Below are 19989 nucleotides of genomic sequence, written 5' to 3'. Positions count from 1 at the left end.
GATTATTTGTCTGGGTTGTCTGGTTGCTCGTATTCTTTATTTTTTCTTCCGAAAACAGAAATGTGAACGTATCGTTTAGGATTTAATTTTACATCTTGAAGAAGTTGCTCAAGCTGTCTTGAAGCACCTTCTAAATTCTCGTATAACTTATCGTCATTTAATAATTTTCCTACAGATCCTTCTCCATTGTCAATTCCAGCAACAATTTTATCCATTCTATCAACCATATCTTGCAAATCTCTCACTAACTTACCTGTTTCTAATTGAGATAGTGAGTCCGTTAGTTGCGAAAGGTTGTTTGCAGTTCTATCAAGATTGGTGAAAGTATTATCTAATTTCCCTGTATTGTTTCCAAGGACTCTATTTAATTTTTCTGAAACACCTGCAAAAGAGTTTAGGGTTGTATTAAGATTTACAATTGCTTCTTGTAGATTATTACGTGTGTTCTCATCAACAATTGCATTTACATTTAACAGTAGTGTATCTACAGTGGCTAGTGTATTGTTAACTTTTCTTTCTAAAGGGCCTAAGGCTTTGGTAACAGCGGTAAGCATTCCATCTTCCACGTCACCTTTTAATGTGTCACCACTTTTTGCTACATACTCATCATACTTTGGAAAAATACCTAGGTTTTTACCTCCTATTAATCCAGAGCTGTAAATTCTAACAATACTATTTTTTGAAAAGTCGAAGTCTTTTTCAACTGTAAATTTCACTACTAAGCCACCTTTGGAGTTAGCGAAAGTAATATTTTGAACTTTACCTACTGTAAGACCATTAATGGTGACAGGAGCGGATTGTGCAAGACCTTCAACATTGTCGTATTTCACATAGAATTCACGATGTTTTTCAAGTAAGTTGGTGCCTTTTAAAAAGCTATATCCAAATATCAATAGCAATATGGCGCCTATGGCAAGAATTCCGGTTTTTACTTCTTTGGATAGTTTCAAGTGTGATGTTTTTTGTTAGCAACAAATTTAAGCGATAAATATAAAGAAAGCACACTAATTTGCTTTGGATTTTAACACTTCTGAAACATTAAGCTTTTTGCCCTTTTTAAAAGCTACGATATATGCAGAGGGAAATCCTTTTTGTTGAGCAAAGGTTTTCATTACTTGAATCTTGTTGTAGTCTGAAGTATTTCCGTAATAAAATTTAAATAATCCACCTTCTTTATCGCGTTCAACATCTTTTAAACCTTTGAAATTATTAGGTCTTGGATCTAATTTTTTGCTAGTAGCCGCCAATTGTACTTTAAAGGTTATTCCTTCAAAAATGTCTTCTTTAGTAGTTTCTATGGCTTTTTCTACTTCTAACTCCTTTACCTCGGGATGTTTTATTTTATCATCGGAAATCGAAAGACTGTTGATATAACTTTTAATGGCATTACCAATTTCTCTAGCCATTTCAGTTTGACCCTTAGCTGAATTTAAATATGCTCCTTCAACCTTATTAGTTAAAAATCCAGTTTCAATAAGCACACTAGGCATATAAGTATTGTGTAGCACCCAGAACCCAGCCTGCTTTACACTTCTATCTTTGCGCTTTAGATTGTTAATGATATTATTTTGCACCAAACTGGCTAATAGAATACTTTGATCAAGATACTCCTCTTGCATTAAAACCATTCCTATAAGTGATTCAGGTGCATTAGGGTCGAACCCACCATACTTCTCTTCATAGTTTTCCTCAAGATAAATTACTTCGTTTTCTTTTTTAGCAACCTCAAAGTTTGCTTGACTCTTATGTAAGCCTAAAACGAAAGTTTCTGCTCCGTATGCATCAGAATGGTGTGCATTACAATGTACCGAAACAAAAAGATCGGCATCCGCTCGATTAGCAATTGCAGCACGTTCACGTAATTCAACAAAAACATCTGTTTTACGAGTGTAAATTACTCGTACATTAGGGAGTTTTTCCAATTCAGAACCTACCTTTAAAACTATATTCAGGGAAATATCAGATTCTTTATACCCACTACCCGGTTTTCCTTTGTTACCGTGGTCGTGACCTCCGTGACCAGCATCCAATACTACTACAAAAGGTTTGATAGGGTTTTCTGCAGCAGAAGCTGTAAAATTGAAAACTGAAAAGCTTATTATTAATACGAAAGAAGAAATTAGTTTCGTTATCATATTTTTATAAAGATTGATATTGTTAATTACGTCTAAAACGGTTTGTTTTACGATAGATTTTCAAATTTTTCACATTTAAATTTATCGTTTACATTATAACGATAATATTATGAATCATTATATTAAACCCTATTAATTTTTGGTTGTAAGTTCTTTTTCCTAAAATTTTCATTTAAAAAAACCTACCCCAAAAAATATGTTTATTTTTGACCGTTTCAAATACTGAGCCAAAATTACAAAATAATAGCATCAGCGCATTGCAGACCAATAGTCAATACTTAACAATTTTCTTAACATTTCTGCTTTTTAGCAGTTCTATTTTGCATGCACAAGACATACCGTCTAATAAAAGTGCTAAACTTCCTAATTCTAATATTCAAGATACGCTCTCAGTAAACTTAAAACCTATAGTTGAAGAGATAAATGAACAAGCTCAGGATACCGTAAAAACTGATACTATAAAACCGCCCAAAGAGACCTTGACAGATATAGTTGATTATTTCGGGGAAGATTATGTATTTCTAAATAGAAAAGAGAATAAAATCTATATGTATAACAACGCTTATATCAAATATGAAGATATGCGTATAGATGCTGGTTTAATTATCCTAGATTACAATAAAAATGAAGTTTATGCTAAAGGAATTGATAGCGCTGGCGTTTACAGTCAACGACCTGTATTTGTTCAAGGCGCGAATAAAGTAGAACCGGATAGCATTAGATATAATTTTAATTCTGAAAAAGCTCTAGTTTATAATAGCCGCACAGAACAAAGTGGATTTAGAGTAATCGCAGAAGTGACTAAGAAAGTAAACGATTCAGTAGTTTATCTTCGAAATGTAAAGTTTACTACATCAAAAAACATTGAAGATCCCGAATACTACTTTTATACTCGAAAGGCTAAGTTTGTGCCTAAGAAAAAAATCGTAACAGGATTAACCAATATGTACATTGCCGATGTACCTACTCCTGTTGGTCTTCCATTTGCCTATTTTCCGTTATCTGAAGATCGTACTTCAGGATTTATACTTCCTTCTTTTGGAGAAAACAACAGTCGTGGATTCTTCTTACAAAATGGAGGGTATTATTTTGCAATCAACGATTATTTAGATTTCACAATTACTGGTGATTATTATACTAACGGAAGTTATGCCTTGCGTGGAGAGTCTTCGTATGTTGTTAAATATAAGTACCGAGGTAATTTAAGTGCGCGTTACGAAAATCTGGTTCAAGAAGAACGCGGCTTTCCAAATTTTCAACAAAGCAGTATATACAACATTCGATGGACACATACTCAGGATCCTAAAAGCAATCCTAGTTCGAGATTTTCAGCTTCCGTAAACTTAGGAAGTAGTAAATATTTTACTCAGTCTATCAACCAGACTAACAATGCGAGTGCGTTAGTAAACACATTAAGCTCTTCTATTTCGTATGCAAAAACATTTGAGGGAGATCCACAAGTAAACGTGACATTAGCAGCTACACACTCTCAAAACACCAATACCAATCAGATTTCAATGTCGTTGCCTAATTTGAACGCAAGTGTTTCTAGAATTTATCCTTTTGCTCCTAAAAATGGAACTAAAAAAGGAATTATTCAGAATATAAATTTTCAATACGACCTGACTGCCGAAAATAGAATTCAAACCGTAGATTCACTTTTCTTTAAACCTGAAATGTTTAATAGTGCACAGATTGGAGCGCAACACAGCATCCCTATCACTACTAACTTTAAAATTTTTAAATATTTAAGTGCATCTGCTGGTACAAATTTCCGTGAAACTTGGGTTATGAAGAGTACTCGACAACGCTATGATCAAAATGCGTTTGATGGTCGTGGAGGAATTGTAAAAGACACTGTTTCTGGCTTTGAAAGCTATAGAACTTACAACTTCTCGACAAGTTTAGGTACTACCTTATACGGACTTTTCAATTTTGGAAACAACAAGAAAATTCAAGCTGTTCGACACGTTGTTCGTCCATCTTTAAGTTACAATATAAATCCTGCTTTCGACAGGTATTACGATGAGTTTATTATACCTGAAACAGCAGAAGAAGCTGCAGGACAAATTCATCAGTATTCACGATTTGAAAACACGTTATACGGTCCTCCTAGCAAAGTGTATTCTAGCAGTATAGGAATGTCTTTAAGCAATACTTTTGAAGCTAAAGTACGTAACCGCGACACTACTTCTATTGAGCCTAAAAAAGTGATATTACTAAATAACCTGAATTTTTCAACAGCTTACAACTTAGCAGGAGATTCACTTCAATGGAGTCCGGTGCAGTTTTCCGGAAACATTCCAATTATTCCAAAGTTAGATTTAAACTTCAGCGGAACCTTAGATCCATATGCTTTAGACAATAATAACAATAAAATAGATGTCTTTAATATTGACAATGGCGGAAGCTTATTTAGGCTTACCAATGCTAATATCAGTATTAATTATTCGTTTTCTAGTAGAGATTTTCAGTCGAAAACTAGAGATACAGACAAAATCGAAAATGAAACCTTTAGGAATGGTGGGCGTCCTGATGATCTTTTTGGGGATGCGGCAAATATCTATGATGGAAGAATATACGACAATGATGATGATGACACCGATAAAACAAATGTAGATTGGTATAACTATAAGATACCTTGGGATATGCGTTTTGCTTATACAATTACTTACGGAAATGCACGTAGACAAAATGAAATTTCGAGCCAGTCGTTTATGATGAGTACCAATTTAGAACTCGCCCCGCGTTGGACAGTTGGAGTCTCTTCTGGTTACGATTTTAAAAATAAAGGTGTAACCTTAACCCAGTTCCGATTCCAACGTGATTTGGAAAGTTGGCAAATGAGTTTTAATTGGACACCAATTGGAAGTATCAACACTGCTTGGTATTTCTTTATAGGAATTAAATCGTCAATGCTTAGCGATATTAAATACGACAAGCGTAGAGAAAGCGATAAGCGATTATAGCCTCATATTTGGGTTTTAAAGCTGATACAATTATAAATTAATTATATACCAGCGGCTTTTTGTGATATAAAGCTTAAGTCGCCTTAAATTTTAGTTATGAAAAAAATAATAAACACTTCAAATGCACCTGCCCCTATCGGCCCATATAATCAAGCCGTTCTTAGTGGAAGTATGCTTTATACTTCGGGACAGATAGCAATTAACCCTAAAACAGGAGAGTTAGAGACAGATGATATAAAGTCTGAAACTAAACTAGTAATGCAAAATTTGAAAGCTATTCTAACTGAAGCAGGAATGACTTTTGAAAATGTTATTAAGTCTTCAATTTTTATAAGTGATATGCACAACTTTGCAGCTATAAACGAGGTTTATGGCACTTATTTCAATGAGGAAACAGCACCAGCTCGCGAAACAGTAGAGGTAGCGAACTTACCTAAATTCGTAAATGTTGAGATTTCTGTGATTGCTTGCAAATAAGCAGTGATAGAAGTTAAATCAATTTAATAATATTAGAGTAGCTAATTTTAATAATTGGTTACTCTAATCTTCCTGCTCAACCTTTGTAGCTTGAGGTTTTATAGTTTCAGAGTTATTATTTTCCTCTTCGTCATCTTCTTTTTTAACCTCAGACTCTAATTGCATTTTCTTATTGAATAGCTTCTGATAAAGTTCTCTAAAGGTATTGAAATCTACTGAATAAGAGATACCTGTACCCTGCTCGAATATTTGATCTTCACCAATAAATTGAAGATCTGCTTGACGGTTAAAGAATTTCATTCTCAAACTTCCATCTTCATTTATCAACCATTGAACTTCAATATCTCCTGCCACAGCACTTTCATTAGCTCCCCCTACTGGTACTCCTACTTTTCCGTTAATTAAAACGCGTTCGCTAATTTCTGTAGAAAGTGTAAGGCCAATACGGTCGGCTGTTTCTTGATCTGGAGTTCTTGTTCCCACAGAATAATCTAAACCTACACGAAATTTGCCGTCCTCATCTGCAAATAGGTCATTTACTAATCCAGAAACTCTATCTGCAACTGTCCCGGCAAAAGCATTAGTGCCTGCATAATTATCACTTACAAATGATCCCGAAGCGAGTAAAAATAATGCCTGTTGTTGTTTCTGCTCCTCATTTTGAAGTTTGTATTGCAACTCACTTTTAAGCGTAGAACTTACTCTTGGGAAATCGATGTTAAACTTAAGTTCAGGATGTGCTAGTTGACCTAATAAATCAACATAAACTTCTACAGGAATTTTAGTGTTTATAGCTGGGTTATCAAGCAATACAGATGGATTTGCTTCTGTTTTATATACAGCGCTCAAATTCAAGTTTGCTTTTTCGGGAGCTCCATTCCAAGTAATATTACCACCGGGAACAACACTAATGTTTCTTTGTATAATTCCACCGTACCTAAAATCATATTCTCCTTTATATACTTGGAAATCTCCATACATCTGGAATTTCCCATTTGTATTTATTTCAATAAGTAGAATTCCTGCACCTCGACCTTTTAAAGTAGAATTGTTCACTTTATCAACAACAACTTCAACTTCTGCATTGTTGTTAATATCGAGATCGAAATTTAAAGAAAGCCCTTTAATAGATTCGGTAACGACGGTTTCACCTTCAATTCTGGCTTGTTTTTCTTTAGGTGAAAGGAAATACACAAAGGAGTCGTCACTTATAGATTCTGTTTCACTAATAGGTATTTTAAAAGTGGTTCCTTTTTCAGTAGTAGCTGCAACATCAATAACCAATTCGTCTATAGGTCCTGTAATATCTGCTCTACCTCGTATAAATGCAGTACCATAGTAAAGAGCGTCTTCATCTGGTGGTGTATCTAATACTAACAACCTATCTGGTGCTTCAAAATGTAAATCTAATTCCCAATCTCCAAAATTATTGTGTTTTGCATTACCATACATTATACCTTCTGTTCCATATTTTGTGTCTTTAAATTTAGAACGGGACATTTCTAATTTTCCTTTTGTGACTAATATTTCAGCATCGTCTTCTATGTTGAAATCAGTATTTAGTTCAGGAACTTTTAAGCCACTTTTTTCTAAAATAAAGCGACCATTAATATCTGGAGATTTGTAGTTTCCTGAAACTTTTGCACTACCTGTAATAAAACCTCTAATATCGGTTAGTACATCCCCTCCAAATGGGCTAAACGCCTGCATATTAAACTGATTTAAATCCACATCCATTCGAATTTGTGGATATTTAGTTGTAACGTCAATTTCACCTATAGCGCTAATAGATTTTATGTTATCATTTGTTAGCGAAGTGTTTATGTTGTATTTGGTTAAATCTTTATTTCCGTCAATATTCAGATTTAAATCTCCAAAAGGAATTTCATTTACGATTACATTATCTATAGTTACTGAACTATTAGGGTAATAAGCACCATCTTTTTGAAGGAAATCAAAACGTCCATTCATATTTCCTTGAAGTCGTAAACTGTCAATTTCTGGTGTGATATTACCTATATTTACATCATTGAAACGAACTTTAATGTCTTTATAGGTCGAATCTCGTAGTACTCCCGCTAATTGGATCACCTCATTATTATGGTTTAATACTAAGGAGTCAATTCGCATTTCATTAAAGTTATCATCAAATACAACTTTGTTTAATCTATTGTTGTTTTCGTTGATATACCAAACGTTGTTTTTATAGGTAATGTCAGATTTTTTAACTCCTATAACCGATTTTCCTGCAGGATTAATTGTGTGATATAATGACAGGTTAAAATGGTCTTCTTTCTTTGGTCCTCCTTTAAATTCTGAACGAACATACATAGTGTCGTTCATTGTTTTATTAATTACATTGAATGGCTTAATATTATAAAAACCTGTATAAATAGAATCAGCCTCTATATACGTGTTGTATAGAGGGTTATCGTTATCTATTTGAATGTTTAGTTTACTTATGTAATTATTGAATAATATAAGTTCGGGGGAACGAAAATCGAGTTTAAATTTTGATTCGTCTGAGTAAACTGAACCTTTCATGCGGGTATTATCACCCAATTTTAACTGAGGAACAAAAATATCTACAATCTTATTGTGGACTACAAATTCATAGTCAATGTACTGATTGGTAGTAACCTCTTGCGGTATGTAATTAGCGTATATACTGGCGATACCATTTTGAAAAAGATTAGGAATATCTGCTATTAAAAATTCCCCTGATATTTCTCCGTTTAATATATCTGGTGAATTAATTTCAATAGTTCTCACAGGACCATCAAAGGTTGATGCAATAGTAAAATCATCAAAATAAAAATAGTCACGTTCATTTTGGTAAAATGTTTGACTAAAATTGATAGTACCCACAACATCATCTATCGTTCTACCATCCATATCTACAACTACATTACCAGTAAATACAGAAATACTATCTCGCTTAATTAAGTTAAGTTTATTTAATTCTGCATATTCTATATTAGCCTCAAAGTCAAGATGGTTTGTTTCTTTTGATGCGTCTATCAATCCTTTAAAGTCTAATTTAAGGTTTGGGTCGTCTATGGTTAATTCGCCATTAAATAGTGGATTTTTAAAATTTCCAGAAACATCAATATTCTGATAGTTATAATTTTCAAAAGAAAATGATGATATTTTACCTGATATCTCGGTGTTTACAGTTTTTTCATTAAACCCTCGCCCATCAAAATTTAGGTTTCCTGTCATTTTTCCTAAGGAAGTAGTTTTTGCAATCTTACCTAGGTTAAACCCTTTAAAAACAACATTTCCTTTGTAATAAGCATTTTCTATATAAGTGATATTTCCAATTTTTAAATTAAGCTTAGCACTACCAATAGCACTTTGTAGATTACTAATAGTATTGAGTTCATCCCTAACTATTGAAGTATTTCCAACTAAAATAAAATTACCTGCAGGCTTTAACTCAACAGGAATTACATTTCCTAATACATTTGGCATAAACCGTCTTAAATCATAATAGTTTGTTGAAATATTATGATTATCAGCTATTATCACGTAATTCCCTTCTGGATCTAAAATATTTTTAAACTTATAATCTCCGCGTATATCAGTGTCGCTTGTTTGAAATTTAAGGTTATCCGCACTGAAATCGTTTAAGGTTCCGGTTAAATTCACGTCAAGCAGAATCAACTGATCAGGGCCAAATTCATTATAGAAACCATTTAGGTCATTGGTAGATAATTTTGAATCTTTAAGATTGGCAGTAATTACAACATCATTTACAAAGTCTGCCATTCCGTTTTTAGAGTAATCCAAATCGACATCACCAATTAAAAGTGATTCTGAAGTTTCTAACGTGAAGTTTTTTAAGGTGATATTAGTTTCAGTATATGAAAAATCTGCTTGCATATCCAAAATTGTAATCCCCCTTTCAGCAACTAGTGAAAGCTCTTTGATGTTTGCTGTAACATCAACATCGTGGATATTAAAATTATTAGCGAGAAGATTTACGCCATTAAGAACAAATACTTCAGGGTTTTCGAGGTTTTCGTCGGTGATTTTTATTCTACTGTTTTTCAACCTTACATCATTACTAAATAGCTCAAAAGGTGATTTCGGTTCTTTTCCTGTATTAAATTTTTTTGAAAAAATAGATAGGTTATCATTATCCTCTCCTTTGTATGTTTTAACATATAGCTTTGCACGGTCTAATACAATATCACCAAAACCAAGTCTTCCCTTAATTAAGTTACTGAAACTAATAACATTGGTTTGAAGCTCCTTGCTGTAAATTAATGTATCTTTATGATGATCAGCTATATATACATCTCTAATATCAACTTCTCCTTTCCAGTTAAGTCCGAGTCGATTAATAGTAATATCTGTACCGTAAGTTTCGTTTAGTGAAGTAGTAACTTTTTTAGCAGCATAAGTTTGAACCGAAGGAATTGAAAAAATAATAATAACAAGCACAATTAGTAATGCAATGATTACAAAGGCACGAACTATTATTTTCCTAAGTTTTTTGATACGCTTTTAAAGTTTTAATTTTACAACCAATAAATATACCCTTTTGCTTTGACAGAAAAAGAATGTTACATCTTAGGAATCGAATCCTCTTGTGATGATACTGCTGCTGCGGTAATCAACAACGGAAAAATACTCAGTAATGTTGTTGCTACACAAGCTATTCACGAACAATACGGTGGTGTTGTTCCTGAACTTGCTTCGCGTGCACATCAGCAAAATATTGTTCCCGTAGTTCACGAAGCTTTACGCAAAGCAAATATCGACAAAAATCAGTTATCTGCCATTGCTTTTACACGTGGACCAGGACTTATGGGGTCATTACTTGTAGGTACCTCATTTTCAAAATCTTTGGCATTAGGATTAGGTGTTCCTTTGATAGATGTCAACCATATGCAAGCACATATATTAGCTCATTTTATTAAAGCTGAAGGACAATCAGCACCAAATTTTCCTTTTTTGGCAATGACTATTAGTGGTGGGCATACCCAAATAGTAAAAGTTACCAATTATTTTGAAATGGAAGTTATTGGCCAAACTATAGATGACGCTGTTGGTGAAGCTTTCGATAAAAGTGCTAAAATACTTGGACTACCCTATCCTGGTGGTCCTTTGGTAGACAAGTATGCACAGGCTGGAAACCCTAAAGCCTTTAAGTTTCCAAAGCCAAAAGTTGGTTTAATGGACTTTAGCTTTAGTGGATTAAAAACATCGGTACTTTATTTTGTAGAAAAGGAAGTTGCTAAAAACCCTGATTTTATTTCTGAAAACATAGAAGATATCTGTGCTAGTTTACAATTTACTATAGTTGATTATTTAATGGATAAACTTAAGAACGCCGTTAAGAAGACGGGGATTAAGGAAATTGCAATTGGTGGGGGTGTTTCTGCAAATAGCGGGATTAGAAATGCTTTAAAAGAAGCCGAATCTAAATACGGTTGGAAAACGCACATTCCAAAATTTGAATTCTGTACTGATAATGCTGCTATGATTGCTATAGTTGGAGAATTAAAATACAAAAATCAAAATTTTGCTGAAAACAATGTGATAGCTTCAGCACGAATGAAATTTTAAAATTATCTCCAAAACGATATTGTTTTAAGTTTTCAGTAAAAAGTATAAGCAGAATTAAATACCTTTTAAATGCAATTATTCTACAATCCAACCATCTCTAGTTCTGATAAAGAAATATCTTTCGATAAAGAGGAAAGTCGTCATATAGTAAAGGTTTTACGCATGAAAGAAGGTGATATTTTTAAAATAACCAATGGAAAAGGTGTTTTCTTTGATGCTGAAATTATTAACGCAAATCCCAAAGGTTGTACAGTTAACATACTTTTTGAAGAAAAGCAACCACAACTCCCGTACCAACTTCATTTAATTGTAGCACCTACCAAGCTTAACGACCGTTACGAATGGTTTTTAGAAAAGGCTACAGAAATTGGAGTAACTGAAATTACACCAGTTATTTGTCATCACAGTGAACGTAAGGTTATTAAACCAGAACGCTATGAGAAAATATTACAAAGTGCAATGAAGCAATCTTTAAAAGCATATTTACCTGTTTTAAATGAAGCTATTTCATTTAAGGATTTTATAGATTCACAAACCACTTCAGATGAATTAAAGTGTATAGCACATTGTGAAGATGATCCCACAAATAAGAAATCATTAAAATCTGTATTAATACCCAATAAAAATACTTCTATATTAATTGGTCCCGAAGGTGATTTTTCTCCTGAGGAAATAGAAATGGCCAAAAATGCAGGATATATTCCCGTTGCATTAGGCGAAAGCAGACTACGAACAGAAACTGCGGCTATAGTAGCTTGTCATAGTGTAGCGTTTATAAATGAATAAAAAAACCTAACAGATTTACAGTCTAATAAATTCTTATTTTTTACTTTAATAAATAGTCGCAGAACCGCCTATTATAAAGTAAAAAGCGCTTTATAAAACTGAGGGAGTAAACCTGTTAGGTAAAAGTTAGACTTGTTTTAAAATACTGGTAATTAGAATATTAAATATAATTACACATAAAGTACTTTCTTTTTATTTTTATTGTTTTGTCAATTTTTGTAACTATAACTTACATTATAATGCAACATAATTTAATTGCGTGATGGTATTGTTTACTTATTTGTATTTTTGACGGCTATGCGACTAATAGTTTTATCATTTTTACTCTTCATTTGCACAACGACTATTCAAGCTCAAGAAATTGCAGTCTTGCAATATGGAGGTGGTGGCGATTGGTATGCAAATCCTACATCATTACCTAATTTGATTAAGTTTTGCAATGAAAATATCAATACAACCATTAACGAAAAACCTAAAACCGTAACTCCAGCTAGTATTGATATTTTTGATTATGCTTTCGTGCATATTACAGGCCATGGTAATATCTTTTTCTCTGCAGAGGAAGCTGAGAATTTAAGAAATTACTTGTTAAGTGGCGGATTCTTACACATAGACGATAATTATGGAATGGATACTTATTTGCGAAAAGAGATTGTTAAGTTATTTCCTAACAAAGAATTAAAAGAGTTACCTGCTAATCATCCTCTATTTAATTACCATTTTAAATTCCCAAATGGAATGCCTAAAATTCACGAACACGATGGTTTAAGACCTCAAGCATTCGGAATATTTGAAGGAGACAGACTATTACTACTCTACACTTATGAAACAGATTTAGGGAATGGTTGGGAAAATCCTGAAGTGCATAATGATCCTCAAGAAATAAGGTTGAAAGCACTGCAAATGGGTGCAAACATTATTAAATACGTTTTTGAAAATTAATATATTGTATTTAATAATAGACCTCTACTTATTAATTAATCCTACAATCAATCTAACAATTTTCATCTTAAATACTTAACAAAACATTTAATTTTTCACAATTTGTTTTATAGTATATTTACCGTGTGAAAGTCACCGCAAGAGCAATAACACTAGGTATTTTAAGAGCACTAGCCGTATTGGTTGGTATCTGTATTTTGTTTTGGATTATAAACAAAATACAGGCCCTTATACTATATATCGGGTTAGCAATTGTGCTTTCATTAATTGGCCGACCCGTTGTAATTTTCTTAAAAGACAAACTAAAATTCACCAATACATTAGCTTCAATAACTACTTTATTACTGATTATTGGAGCATTCAGCCTTGTACTAAGTATTTTTATCCCTATTATAATTGAGCAAGGAAAGCATATTTCACAAATAAATTTTGATGAAGTTAAACGCGATTTAAACGAACTTAATATTCAAGCAAGTGATTATTTAGGTGTAGATCACTTTCAATTAGTTGAAGCTGTTAAAAGGACATCGTATGCAAAAAATATGGATGTAGAAATTATACCAAGCTTCGTAGATATACTCTTTGGAAATATTGGTTCCACTGTAATAGGATTATTTTCAGTATTATTTATTCTATTTTTTCTACTTAAGGACGAGGGATTGATTGCACGATCTGTATTGTCTTTCGCAAAAAATAAGAATGAAGCAAGATTTAAGAGGATATTGATTAAAATTAAAGAGTTATTATCAAGGTATTTTATTGGAATTGTATTTCAAATTTTAATCCTCGCATTATTCTACTCTGTACTTTTATTATACATAGATATAAACGACGCTATTGCTGTTGCTCTAATTTGTGCTTTTTTAAACATTATTCCGTATTTAGGTCCATTAATTGGTTGGGGGTTGATGTTACTTGTGGTAGTTTCCAATAATTTAGCAGCAGATTTTTCGTCAGAATTATTACCACTATTAATCATTATTACGGTTGGATATTCCATTGCGCAAATATTTGACAATTTTATATCACAACCTGTAATTTTCGGTCATAGCGTACGATCGCATCCTTTAGAAATTTTTATTTCTATAATTATGGCTGGGTTTATTTTTGGTATACCGGGAATGATACTTGCAGTACCTACTTACACTGCAATAAAAGTTATAGCGAAAGAATTTCTTTCTGAGTATAAAGTTGTAAAACGCCTAACAAGAAATCTATACTAATTGTTTAATAAGTCAATTCTAAATACCGAAGTTCAAGATTTCATAAGAAATTTTGAAGGGGAGATTTCTAAACTTGCTTTCAGCGGAAGTCCATTTGAAACTGTTAGTATTCAAGAGTTGCTTCAGCAAATTGAAAGTCGAAGTAGAATAGAAAAGAAATTACCTACTTGGTTTTCTACCCGAGATATATTATACCCTCCAAAATTGAATTTGGAGCAAACGTCATCTGAAATTACTTCAGAATATAAAGCTTCTTTAGTGAAAGGAGAATTAATCGCGGACATTACGGGAGGGTTTGGTGTGGATAGTTATTATTTTTCTGAAAAGTTTCCTGAGGTTCATCACTTTGAGTTAAATGAATCTCTTTCAGAAATAGTGCGTCATAATTTTCAAGTTTTAGGTAGAAATATAAAGTGCTTCAACGAAGATGGATTAAAAACAGTATTAAATAAGAAGTACCCGGTAATTTATGCCGATCCTTCACGTCGTCACGATAGTAAAGGAAAAGTTTTCTTTTTAAAAGATTGCCAGCCTAACATTCCAAACAATATTGATGAAATTTTAAGCAACTGTGAAGTGTTTCTTCTAAAGACCTCCCCGATGCTTGATATTACAGTTGGATTAAACGAATTAAAAGACGTTTCAGAAATACATATAGTTGCAGTTGAAAATGAAGTAAAAGAGCTTTTATGGCTTCTAAAAGAAGGAAAAGATTCTGTGTTAAAAATTAAAACTATAAATTTCACAAAAACCGAGCTTGAAGAATTTAGTTTTAATTGGAATGAAACTGCCAAAGCAGATTACAGTTTGCCACAGGAATATTTATATGAACCTAATACAGCAATTTTAAAAAGTGGTGCATTTGATTTGATTTCAGAAAAGCTCAATTTAAATAAAATTGAAGTCAACACCCATTTATATACCAATGATCATTTAATTGATTTTCCTGGAAGAAGGTTTAAAATTGAAAAGGTAGTTCCTTATAATAAAAAGAAAATTAAATCGGCTTTAGCGTTCAAGAAAGCAAATATCACCACAAGAAACTTCCCGGAATCAGTTGCAACACTTCGTAAGAAATGGAAACTCTCTGATGGAGGTAATATTTACCTATTTTTCACAACCAATTTGGAAGGTAAAAGAGTAATGATTGTATGCTCTAAGGTGTAGGACAAGATTTTTTAATTTTTTTTCATTGGCATCTGCTTGATTTCAAATCAATTAAAAATTATCTAAAAAAAAAGCTCATTTTTGTTTGTGGGAATTAATAAGAAGGCATATATTTGCACTCGCATTTCAGGATGCAAGTTCATAAAAAAATTGGAGAGGTGCCGGAGTGGTAACGGAGCAGATTGCTAATCTGTCGACGGGTAACCGTCGCCAGGGTTCGAGTCCCTGTCTCTCCGCATTGACTCGAAAAACTAAAGTTCTTTATTTATACTGATATTAGTTTTTAAAGTTAGAAATGTTAAAGTTCGCGAGAACTTTTTCGGGGTGTAGCGTAGCCCGGTTATCGCGCCTGCTTTGGGAGCAGGAGGTCGCAGGTTCGAATCCTGCCACCCCGACAAAAAGCCGGACAAGTAATATTGTTCGGCTTTTTTATTTTTTATTGGTCGCGTAGCTCAGCTGGATAGAGCATCTGCCTTCTAAGCAGACGGTCCCAGGTTCGAATCCTGGCGCGATCACACTCAATCCCCTATTAAGGGGATTTTTTGTTTCCAATAATTTCTATTAAATTTTATTCAGGATACTCAACACGCAAATGATAAATATTGTTGAGTTTTTTCTTTAAAACCTTTTTGATTGTTTCAATTTCCTTAAAAGTAATATCGGCATTTAGAAACTGTCCTTGCGCCATTTGATTATTAATAATCTTTTCTACAAACTCATCAATTATGGTTGAAGAAGGCTCTTTTAAACTCTTACTAGCAGCTTCTACACTATCTGCCATCATTAAAATTGCAGTTTCTTTTGAAAAAGGAATAGGACCTGGATAGGTAAAGTCTTCTATATTGGCTTCTCCCTGTAACTCTTTTTCCTTTTTATAGAAATAATAGACCAAACTAGTACCGTGATGGGTTCTAATAAAATCAATTACTCTGTCTGGTAAATTATTTTTTCGTGCTATTTCAATACCCTTAATTACATGGTCAATAATTATTTTGGCACTCTCTTGAGGGTCTAACTCGTTATGAGAGTTTATTGAATTGGCCTGATTTTCAGTAAACATTGTAGGATTTAACATTTTACCTATATCGTGGTATAACGCCCCTACCCTTACCAACATGCTATTAGCTCCAATTTCGTTTGCAGACGCTTCGGCAAGATTTGCGACATTCAATGAATGGTGAAATGTTCCTGGTGCCTTATTCGACAGCTCTTTTAAAAGTTTTGAATTTGTATCACTGAGTTCTAAAAGTGATACATCTGAAACTAGTCCAAATATTTTCTCGTAAAAGTATATTAATGGATGGGCAAATAGTGTTGCTAAGCCACATAGTATAAAATACTGAAAACTTTGCCACTCCAGAGCTTGGACATTTCCTTCTTGAATTACAAAAAAGGCAAAATAACCAATTATGTAAATCAAGGTTATTTGACCTACTGAAATAAATAAATTAACTCGCTTGTAAAGTTCAGAAACAGTAAGAATTGTCACAATCCCCGCAATGAATTGTAAAAACATATACTCAAAACTATTAGGAACAATAAAGCCTAATAATAATATGGTTAAAACATGTACAAACAATCCAACACGTGGATCGAAAAAAGCTTTCAGAATTAATGGTAAAATACAGATTGGTACTATGTAAACATAGTCCGAATGCACTTTCAATACTAAAGTGGTTAAGAAAACCATTAAAAAGATATTGAAAAATATAAATGTAACTTTGGTGTTGTTGTTATATATATAAGGTCTATATTTTTTCAGGAATAGGAATAGCATTAAAAATACTAATGACACCAATATGGTATATCCCACCAAAAGCCAGAGGTAGTTATTCTTACTCCAAATCTGACTTTCAAATTCAGCTTTTAGAGAATTCAAAATTTGAAATTTTTCTCCTTCAACAACCTCTCCTTTAGCAATCACTCTTCCTCCCTTTTCAATAATTCCTCTATTAGGGTTCAGGGCTTTTATTTCAGATTCAATTGCAGCTTCGGTTAATTTGGAATTCAATTTTACATTAGACTCTAATACATCGTTTAATATATTATAAAGTAAAGCTTGAGAGTCTTCAGTGTTATTCTTTTCAACTAATTGTCTTACGCTATTGTTTAATTTTTCTTTCTTAAATAGTTGAGAATAGTTGTGTTCTTCAATTTCATTTCCATTTTTCAAATAAATAAGACGATTATCTTCGTAATTAAATATTTCATCGGTAACACCATTCTTATATATTTGAGAAATAAACCTTTCCCCTATTTGTTCAATTTTATTTTTTGGGGTTTTATGCAGACTATCTACATATCTTAACGCGAGTTCTTTTTTAAAGTCTTCAATTACATTTGGTTCTATCCTGCTATTGTATTCAAAATACGGAATAGCATTAGCTCTAATTTCTTCTTTTTCTTTTTTTAGACTATCCTCAGCTTTTTTAATTGTAAAACTAAATGGAGCATATAAGTTCTCATATTGCCATGGCTTTCCTTTTTGGAAATTGTATTTAAACTGTCCACCTTTAGGAAGAAAGTAAATTACTAAGAGTGTGGCAAAAAGGAATAGAAAAACCTTATAAATAAGAGATTGGTTTTTCGCGAACAAAGAAAAATAGTTCTTCATATATTGATTACTTATAGTAAAGGTATAAATAAGGAATGAGTTATCCCAAAACCTATACCTGCAAAGATTGATTTTTAAGATTGAAATCCGTAATTTCGCAGTCCTTATTTTTAATATTAAAAACAGTAATATGAGCAATAAAGTAGTAATAGTATCGGCAGCAAGAACCCCAATTGGAAGTTTTATGGGTAGCCTTTCATCTCTAACTGCAACTCAATTGGGATCTGCAGCAATAAAAGGAGCCTTAGATAAAATTAACCTTGATCCTTCTTTAGTACAAGAAGTATATATGGGTAACGTGGTACAAGCTGGTGTTGGCCAAGCTCCTGCTAGACAAGCTGCTTTAGGTGCAGGTCTTCCTGATAGCGTACCAAGTACTACAGTAAACAAAGTATGTGCTTCAGGTATGAAAGCTGTGATGCAAGCTGCCCAAGCAATCGCTTTAGGTGATGCAGAAATAGTTGTAGCAGGTGGAATGGAAAGTATGAGTAATATTCCTCATTATGTGCATATGCGTAACGCTACAAAATTTGGACCAGCTACTTTAACAGATGGTATGCAAAAAGATGGTCTTGTAGATGCTTACGATCACAACGCAATGGGAACTTGCGCAGATTTATGTGCTACAGAATATAATTTTTCGCGTGAAGATCAAGATGCATTTGCTGTACAATCGTACGAGCGTTCTGCAAAAGCTTGGTCTGAAGGTAAATTTAAAGAAGAGGTTGTTCCAGTTGAAGTTCCACAACGTCGTGGCGAACCAGTTGTAGTTTCGGAAGATGAGGAGTATAAGAACGTAAAGATGGATAGAATTGCAACGTTACGCCCTGCATTTACTAAAGATGGAACTGTTACTGCAGCCAATGCTTCTACAATAAATGATGGTGCTGGAGCAATGATTTTAATGAGTGAAGCTAAAGCAAAAGAATTAGGTCTTACTCCTTTAGCTTACATTAAAGGTTATGCAGATGCTGCTCACGAACCAAAATGGTTTACAACCGCTCCTGCAAAAGCGCTTCCAAAAGCAATTGCAAAAGCAGGGATAGATATTAAAGATGTAGATTTCTTCGAATTTAATGAAGCATTCGCAGTTGTTGGACTTGCAAATATGAAAATATTAGGTCTTAACGATAGTAATGTAAACGTTAATGGAGGTGCTGTTTCTTTAGGTCACCCTCTTGGATGTAGCGGTGTAAGAATTTTAATTACGCTTCTTAATGTTTTAAAACAAAATGATGCAAAAATTGGTGCTGCAGCTATCTGTAATGGTGGTGGTGGTGCTTCTGCAATGGTAATTGAAAGAATCTAAACCGTATACTTCAATATATTCTGAATGGATTACGGGATCTGTAATTTAAGCATAGTTCCTCTTCGGGCCGAAGCTAGTGATGCTAGTGAAATGGTTACGCAGGTGCTCTATGGCGAACATTTTAAAGTTTTAGAATCTCGCAAGAAATGGAGCCGAATCCGTTTAGCTTTTGATAAATATGAAGGTTGGATAGACAATAAGCAGTTTGTAAATATTTCAGAAGAAGATTATTTAAATTTTGATAAAACCAACTTGAAGCTTTCTTCAGATTTAGTTGATTTTGTGACTACTTCTGAAAATCAATTATTTTCAATTTGCTTAGGAAGCAATGTTTCTGCAGCTGAATATTTAAATCATCATTTTGAAGGAAAAGCAATTACAAAATCTCTTCCAAAAGAACATTTAGTTGAAACCGCCCTACTCTATTTAAATAGTCCGTATTTATGGGGAGGTAAAACACCTTTTGGAATTGATTGTAGTGGTTTTACTCAAATGGTTTACAAACTAAACGGTCAAAAATTATTAAGAGATGCTAGTCAACAAGCCACGCAAGGTGAAGCTTTAAGCTTTATAGAGGAAAGTGAACCAGGAGACTTAGCTTTTTTTGATAATGACGAAGGAAAAATTACTCACGTGGGGATTATTATGAAAGACAATTATATTATTCACGCTCACGGAAAAGTGCGCATTGATAGAATTGATCATAGCGGAATATTTAATTACGACGTTCGTAATCATACTCACAAACTAAGAGTTATAAAACGTATAATATAAATTATATTTTATAGAG

Annotated in this window: 13 protein-coding genes and 3 tRNA genes; 12 read left to right on the top strand and 4 right to left on the bottom strand. The window is 33.1% G+C overall.

Features of this window, described 5'->3' with window-relative positions; genetic code table 11:
* Nucleotides 1-2: 2 nt before the first annotated feature.
* Together H4O20_RS03100 and H4O20_RS03095 are read right to left on the bottom strand one after the other, a co-directional pair.
* The gene (locus H4O20_RS03100) at nt 3-950 is read right to left on the bottom strand and encodes an MlaD family protein (RefSeq protein ID WP_165147799.1); all 948 of its coding nucleotides are present in this window, start codon (nt 948-950) and stop codon (nt 3-5) included.
* 54 nt (nt 951-1004) lie between these two features.
* The gene (locus tag H4O20_RS03095; RefSeq protein WP_185098251.1) at nt 1005-2135 is read right to left on the bottom strand and encodes an N-acetylmuramoyl-L-alanine amidase; all 1131 of its coding nucleotides are present in this window, start codon (nt 2133-2135) and stop codon (nt 1005-1007) included.
* A 206-nt stretch (nt 2136-2341) separates the two neighbouring features.
* On the opposite strand from H4O20_RS03095, the gene H4O20_RS03090 reads away from it, so the two are divergent.
* The gene (locus tag H4O20_RS03090) at nt 2342-5104 is read left to right on the top strand and encodes a putative LPS assembly protein LptD (protein WP_185098250.1); all 2763 of its coding nucleotides are present in this window, start codon (nt 2342-2344) and stop codon (nt 5102-5104) included.
* Nucleotides 5105-5200: 96 nt separating this feature from the next.
* Complete coding sequence (locus H4O20_RS03085) at nt 5201-5581, top strand: RidA family protein (protein WP_185098249.1); 381 nt, start codon at nt 5201-5203, stop codon at nt 5579-5581.
* A gap of 63 nt (nt 5582-5644) precedes the next feature.
* On the opposite strand, the gene H4O20_RS15300 is transcribed toward H4O20_RS03085, so the two are convergent.
* Nucleotides 5645-10030 carry a translocation/assembly module TamB gene (locus tag H4O20_RS15300; protein WP_282032766.1) on the bottom strand — a complete coding sequence of 1462 codons (4386 nt, stop codon included), beginning with the start codon at nt 10028-10030 and terminating at the stop codon, nt 5645-5647.
* A 105-nt stretch (nt 10031-10135) separates the two neighbouring features.
* On the opposite strand from H4O20_RS15300, the gene tsaD reads away from it, so the two are divergent.
* From tsaD to H4O20_RS03040, 8 genes are all read left to right on the top strand, one after another.
* Entirely contained in the window at nt 10136-11158 is a 1023-nt protein-coding gene (gene tsaD / locus H4O20_RS03075) for a tRNA (adenosine(37)-N6)-threonylcarbamoyltransferase complex transferase subunit TsaD (protein ID WP_185098248.1), read from the top strand.
* Nucleotides 11159-11227: 69 nt separating this feature from the next.
* A complete protein-coding gene (locus H4O20_RS03070) occupies nt 11228-11944 on the top strand; it encodes a 16S rRNA (uracil(1498)-N(3))-methyltransferase (protein WP_185098247.1) in 717 nt (238 codons plus the stop codon).
* Nucleotides 11945-12241: 297 nt separating this feature from the next.
* On the top strand, nt 12242-12886 hold the full coding sequence (locus tag H4O20_RS03065) for a DUF4159 domain-containing protein (protein WP_185098246.1): 645 nt from the start codon (nt 12242-12244) through the stop codon (nt 12884-12886).
* A gap of 125 nt (nt 12887-13011) precedes the next feature.
* Nucleotides 13012-14109 (top strand): AI-2E family transporter, encoded by a 1098-nt coding sequence (locus H4O20_RS03060; protein ID WP_282032768.1) that lies wholly within the window; start codon nt 13012-13014, stop codon nt 14107-14109.
* The gene (locus H4O20_RS03055) at nt 14110-15276 is read left to right on the top strand and encodes a class I SAM-dependent methyltransferase (RefSeq protein WP_139854691.1); all 1167 of its coding nucleotides are present in this window, start codon (nt 14110-14112) and stop codon (nt 15274-15276) included.
* Nucleotides 15277-15428: 152 nt separating this feature from the next.
* Nucleotides 15429-15512 (top strand) — tRNA-Ser (locus H4O20_RS03050).
* Nucleotides 15513-15596: 84 nt separating this feature from the next.
* A tRNA-Pro gene (locus H4O20_RS03045) sits at nt 15597-15671 on the top strand.
* Nucleotides 15672-15717: 46 nt separating this feature from the next.
* Nucleotides 15718-15791: transfer RNA gene (locus tag H4O20_RS03040), tRNA-Arg, on the top strand.
* Nucleotides 15792-15844: 53 nt separating this feature from the next.
* Here H4O20_RS03040 and H4O20_RS03035 read toward each other — a convergent pair.
* Entirely contained in the window at nt 15845-17890 is a 2046-nt protein-coding gene (locus H4O20_RS03035; RefSeq protein ID WP_185098245.1) for an HD family phosphohydrolase, read from the bottom strand.
* A 130-nt stretch (nt 17891-18020) separates the two neighbouring features.
* Between H4O20_RS03035 and H4O20_RS03030 the strand changes: the two genes are divergently transcribed.
* Both H4O20_RS03030 and H4O20_RS03025 read left to right on the top strand, forming a co-directional pair.
* Nucleotides 18021-19199: an acetyl-CoA C-acyltransferase gene (locus tag H4O20_RS03030; protein ID WP_185098244.1), complete on the top strand. Its 1179-nt coding sequence runs from the start codon at nt 18021-18023 to the stop codon at nt 19197-19199.
* A 24-nt stretch (nt 19200-19223) separates the two neighbouring features.
* On the top strand, nt 19224-19973 hold the full coding sequence (locus tag H4O20_RS03025) for a C40 family peptidase (protein ID WP_165147853.1): 750 nt from the start codon (nt 19224-19226) through the stop codon (nt 19971-19973).
* Nucleotides 19974-19989: the final 16 nt, after the last annotated feature.

Origin of the sequence: Aequorivita sp. 609, assembly GCF_014212065.1 — a bacterium.
GTDB classification, from domain to species: domain Bacteria; phylum Bacteroidota; class Bacteroidia; order Flavobacteriales; family Flavobacteriaceae; genus Aequorivita; species Aequorivita sinensis.
Note: the sequence above shows the minus strand (reverse complement) of the source record. Positions and strands in the feature narration are given on the sequence as shown.

What these genes read in the sequence shown, in the direction of transcription:
- H4O20_RS03065 (WP_185098246.1), top strand. Translation starts at nt 12,242, where the DNA reads ATGCGACTAATAGTTTTATCATTTTTACTCTTCATTTGCACAACGACT.
- H4O20_RS03035 (WP_185098245.1), bottom strand. Translation starts at nt 17,890, where the DNA reads ATGAAGAACTATTTTTCTTTGTTCGCGAAAAACCAATCTCTTATTTAT.
- H4O20_RS03085 (WP_185098249.1), top strand. Translation starts at nt 5,201, where the DNA reads ATGAAAAAAATAATAAACACTTCAAATGCACCTGCCCCTATCGGCCCA.
- H4O20_RS03095 (WP_185098251.1), bottom strand. Translation starts at nt 2,135, where the DNA reads ATGATAACGAAACTAATTTCTTCTTTCGTATTAATAATAAGCTTTTCA.
- H4O20_RS03025 (WP_165147853.1), top strand. Translation starts at nt 19,224, where the DNA reads ATGGATTACGGGATCTGTAATTTAAGCATAGTTCCTCTTCGGGCCGAA.
- H4O20_RS03070 (WP_185098247.1), top strand. Translation starts at nt 11,228, where the DNA reads ATGCAATTATTCTACAATCCAACCATCTCTAGTTCTGATAAAGAAATA.
- H4O20_RS03030 (WP_185098244.1), top strand. Translation starts at nt 18,021, where the DNA reads ATGAGCAATAAAGTAGTAATAGTATCGGCAGCAAGAACCCCAATTGGA.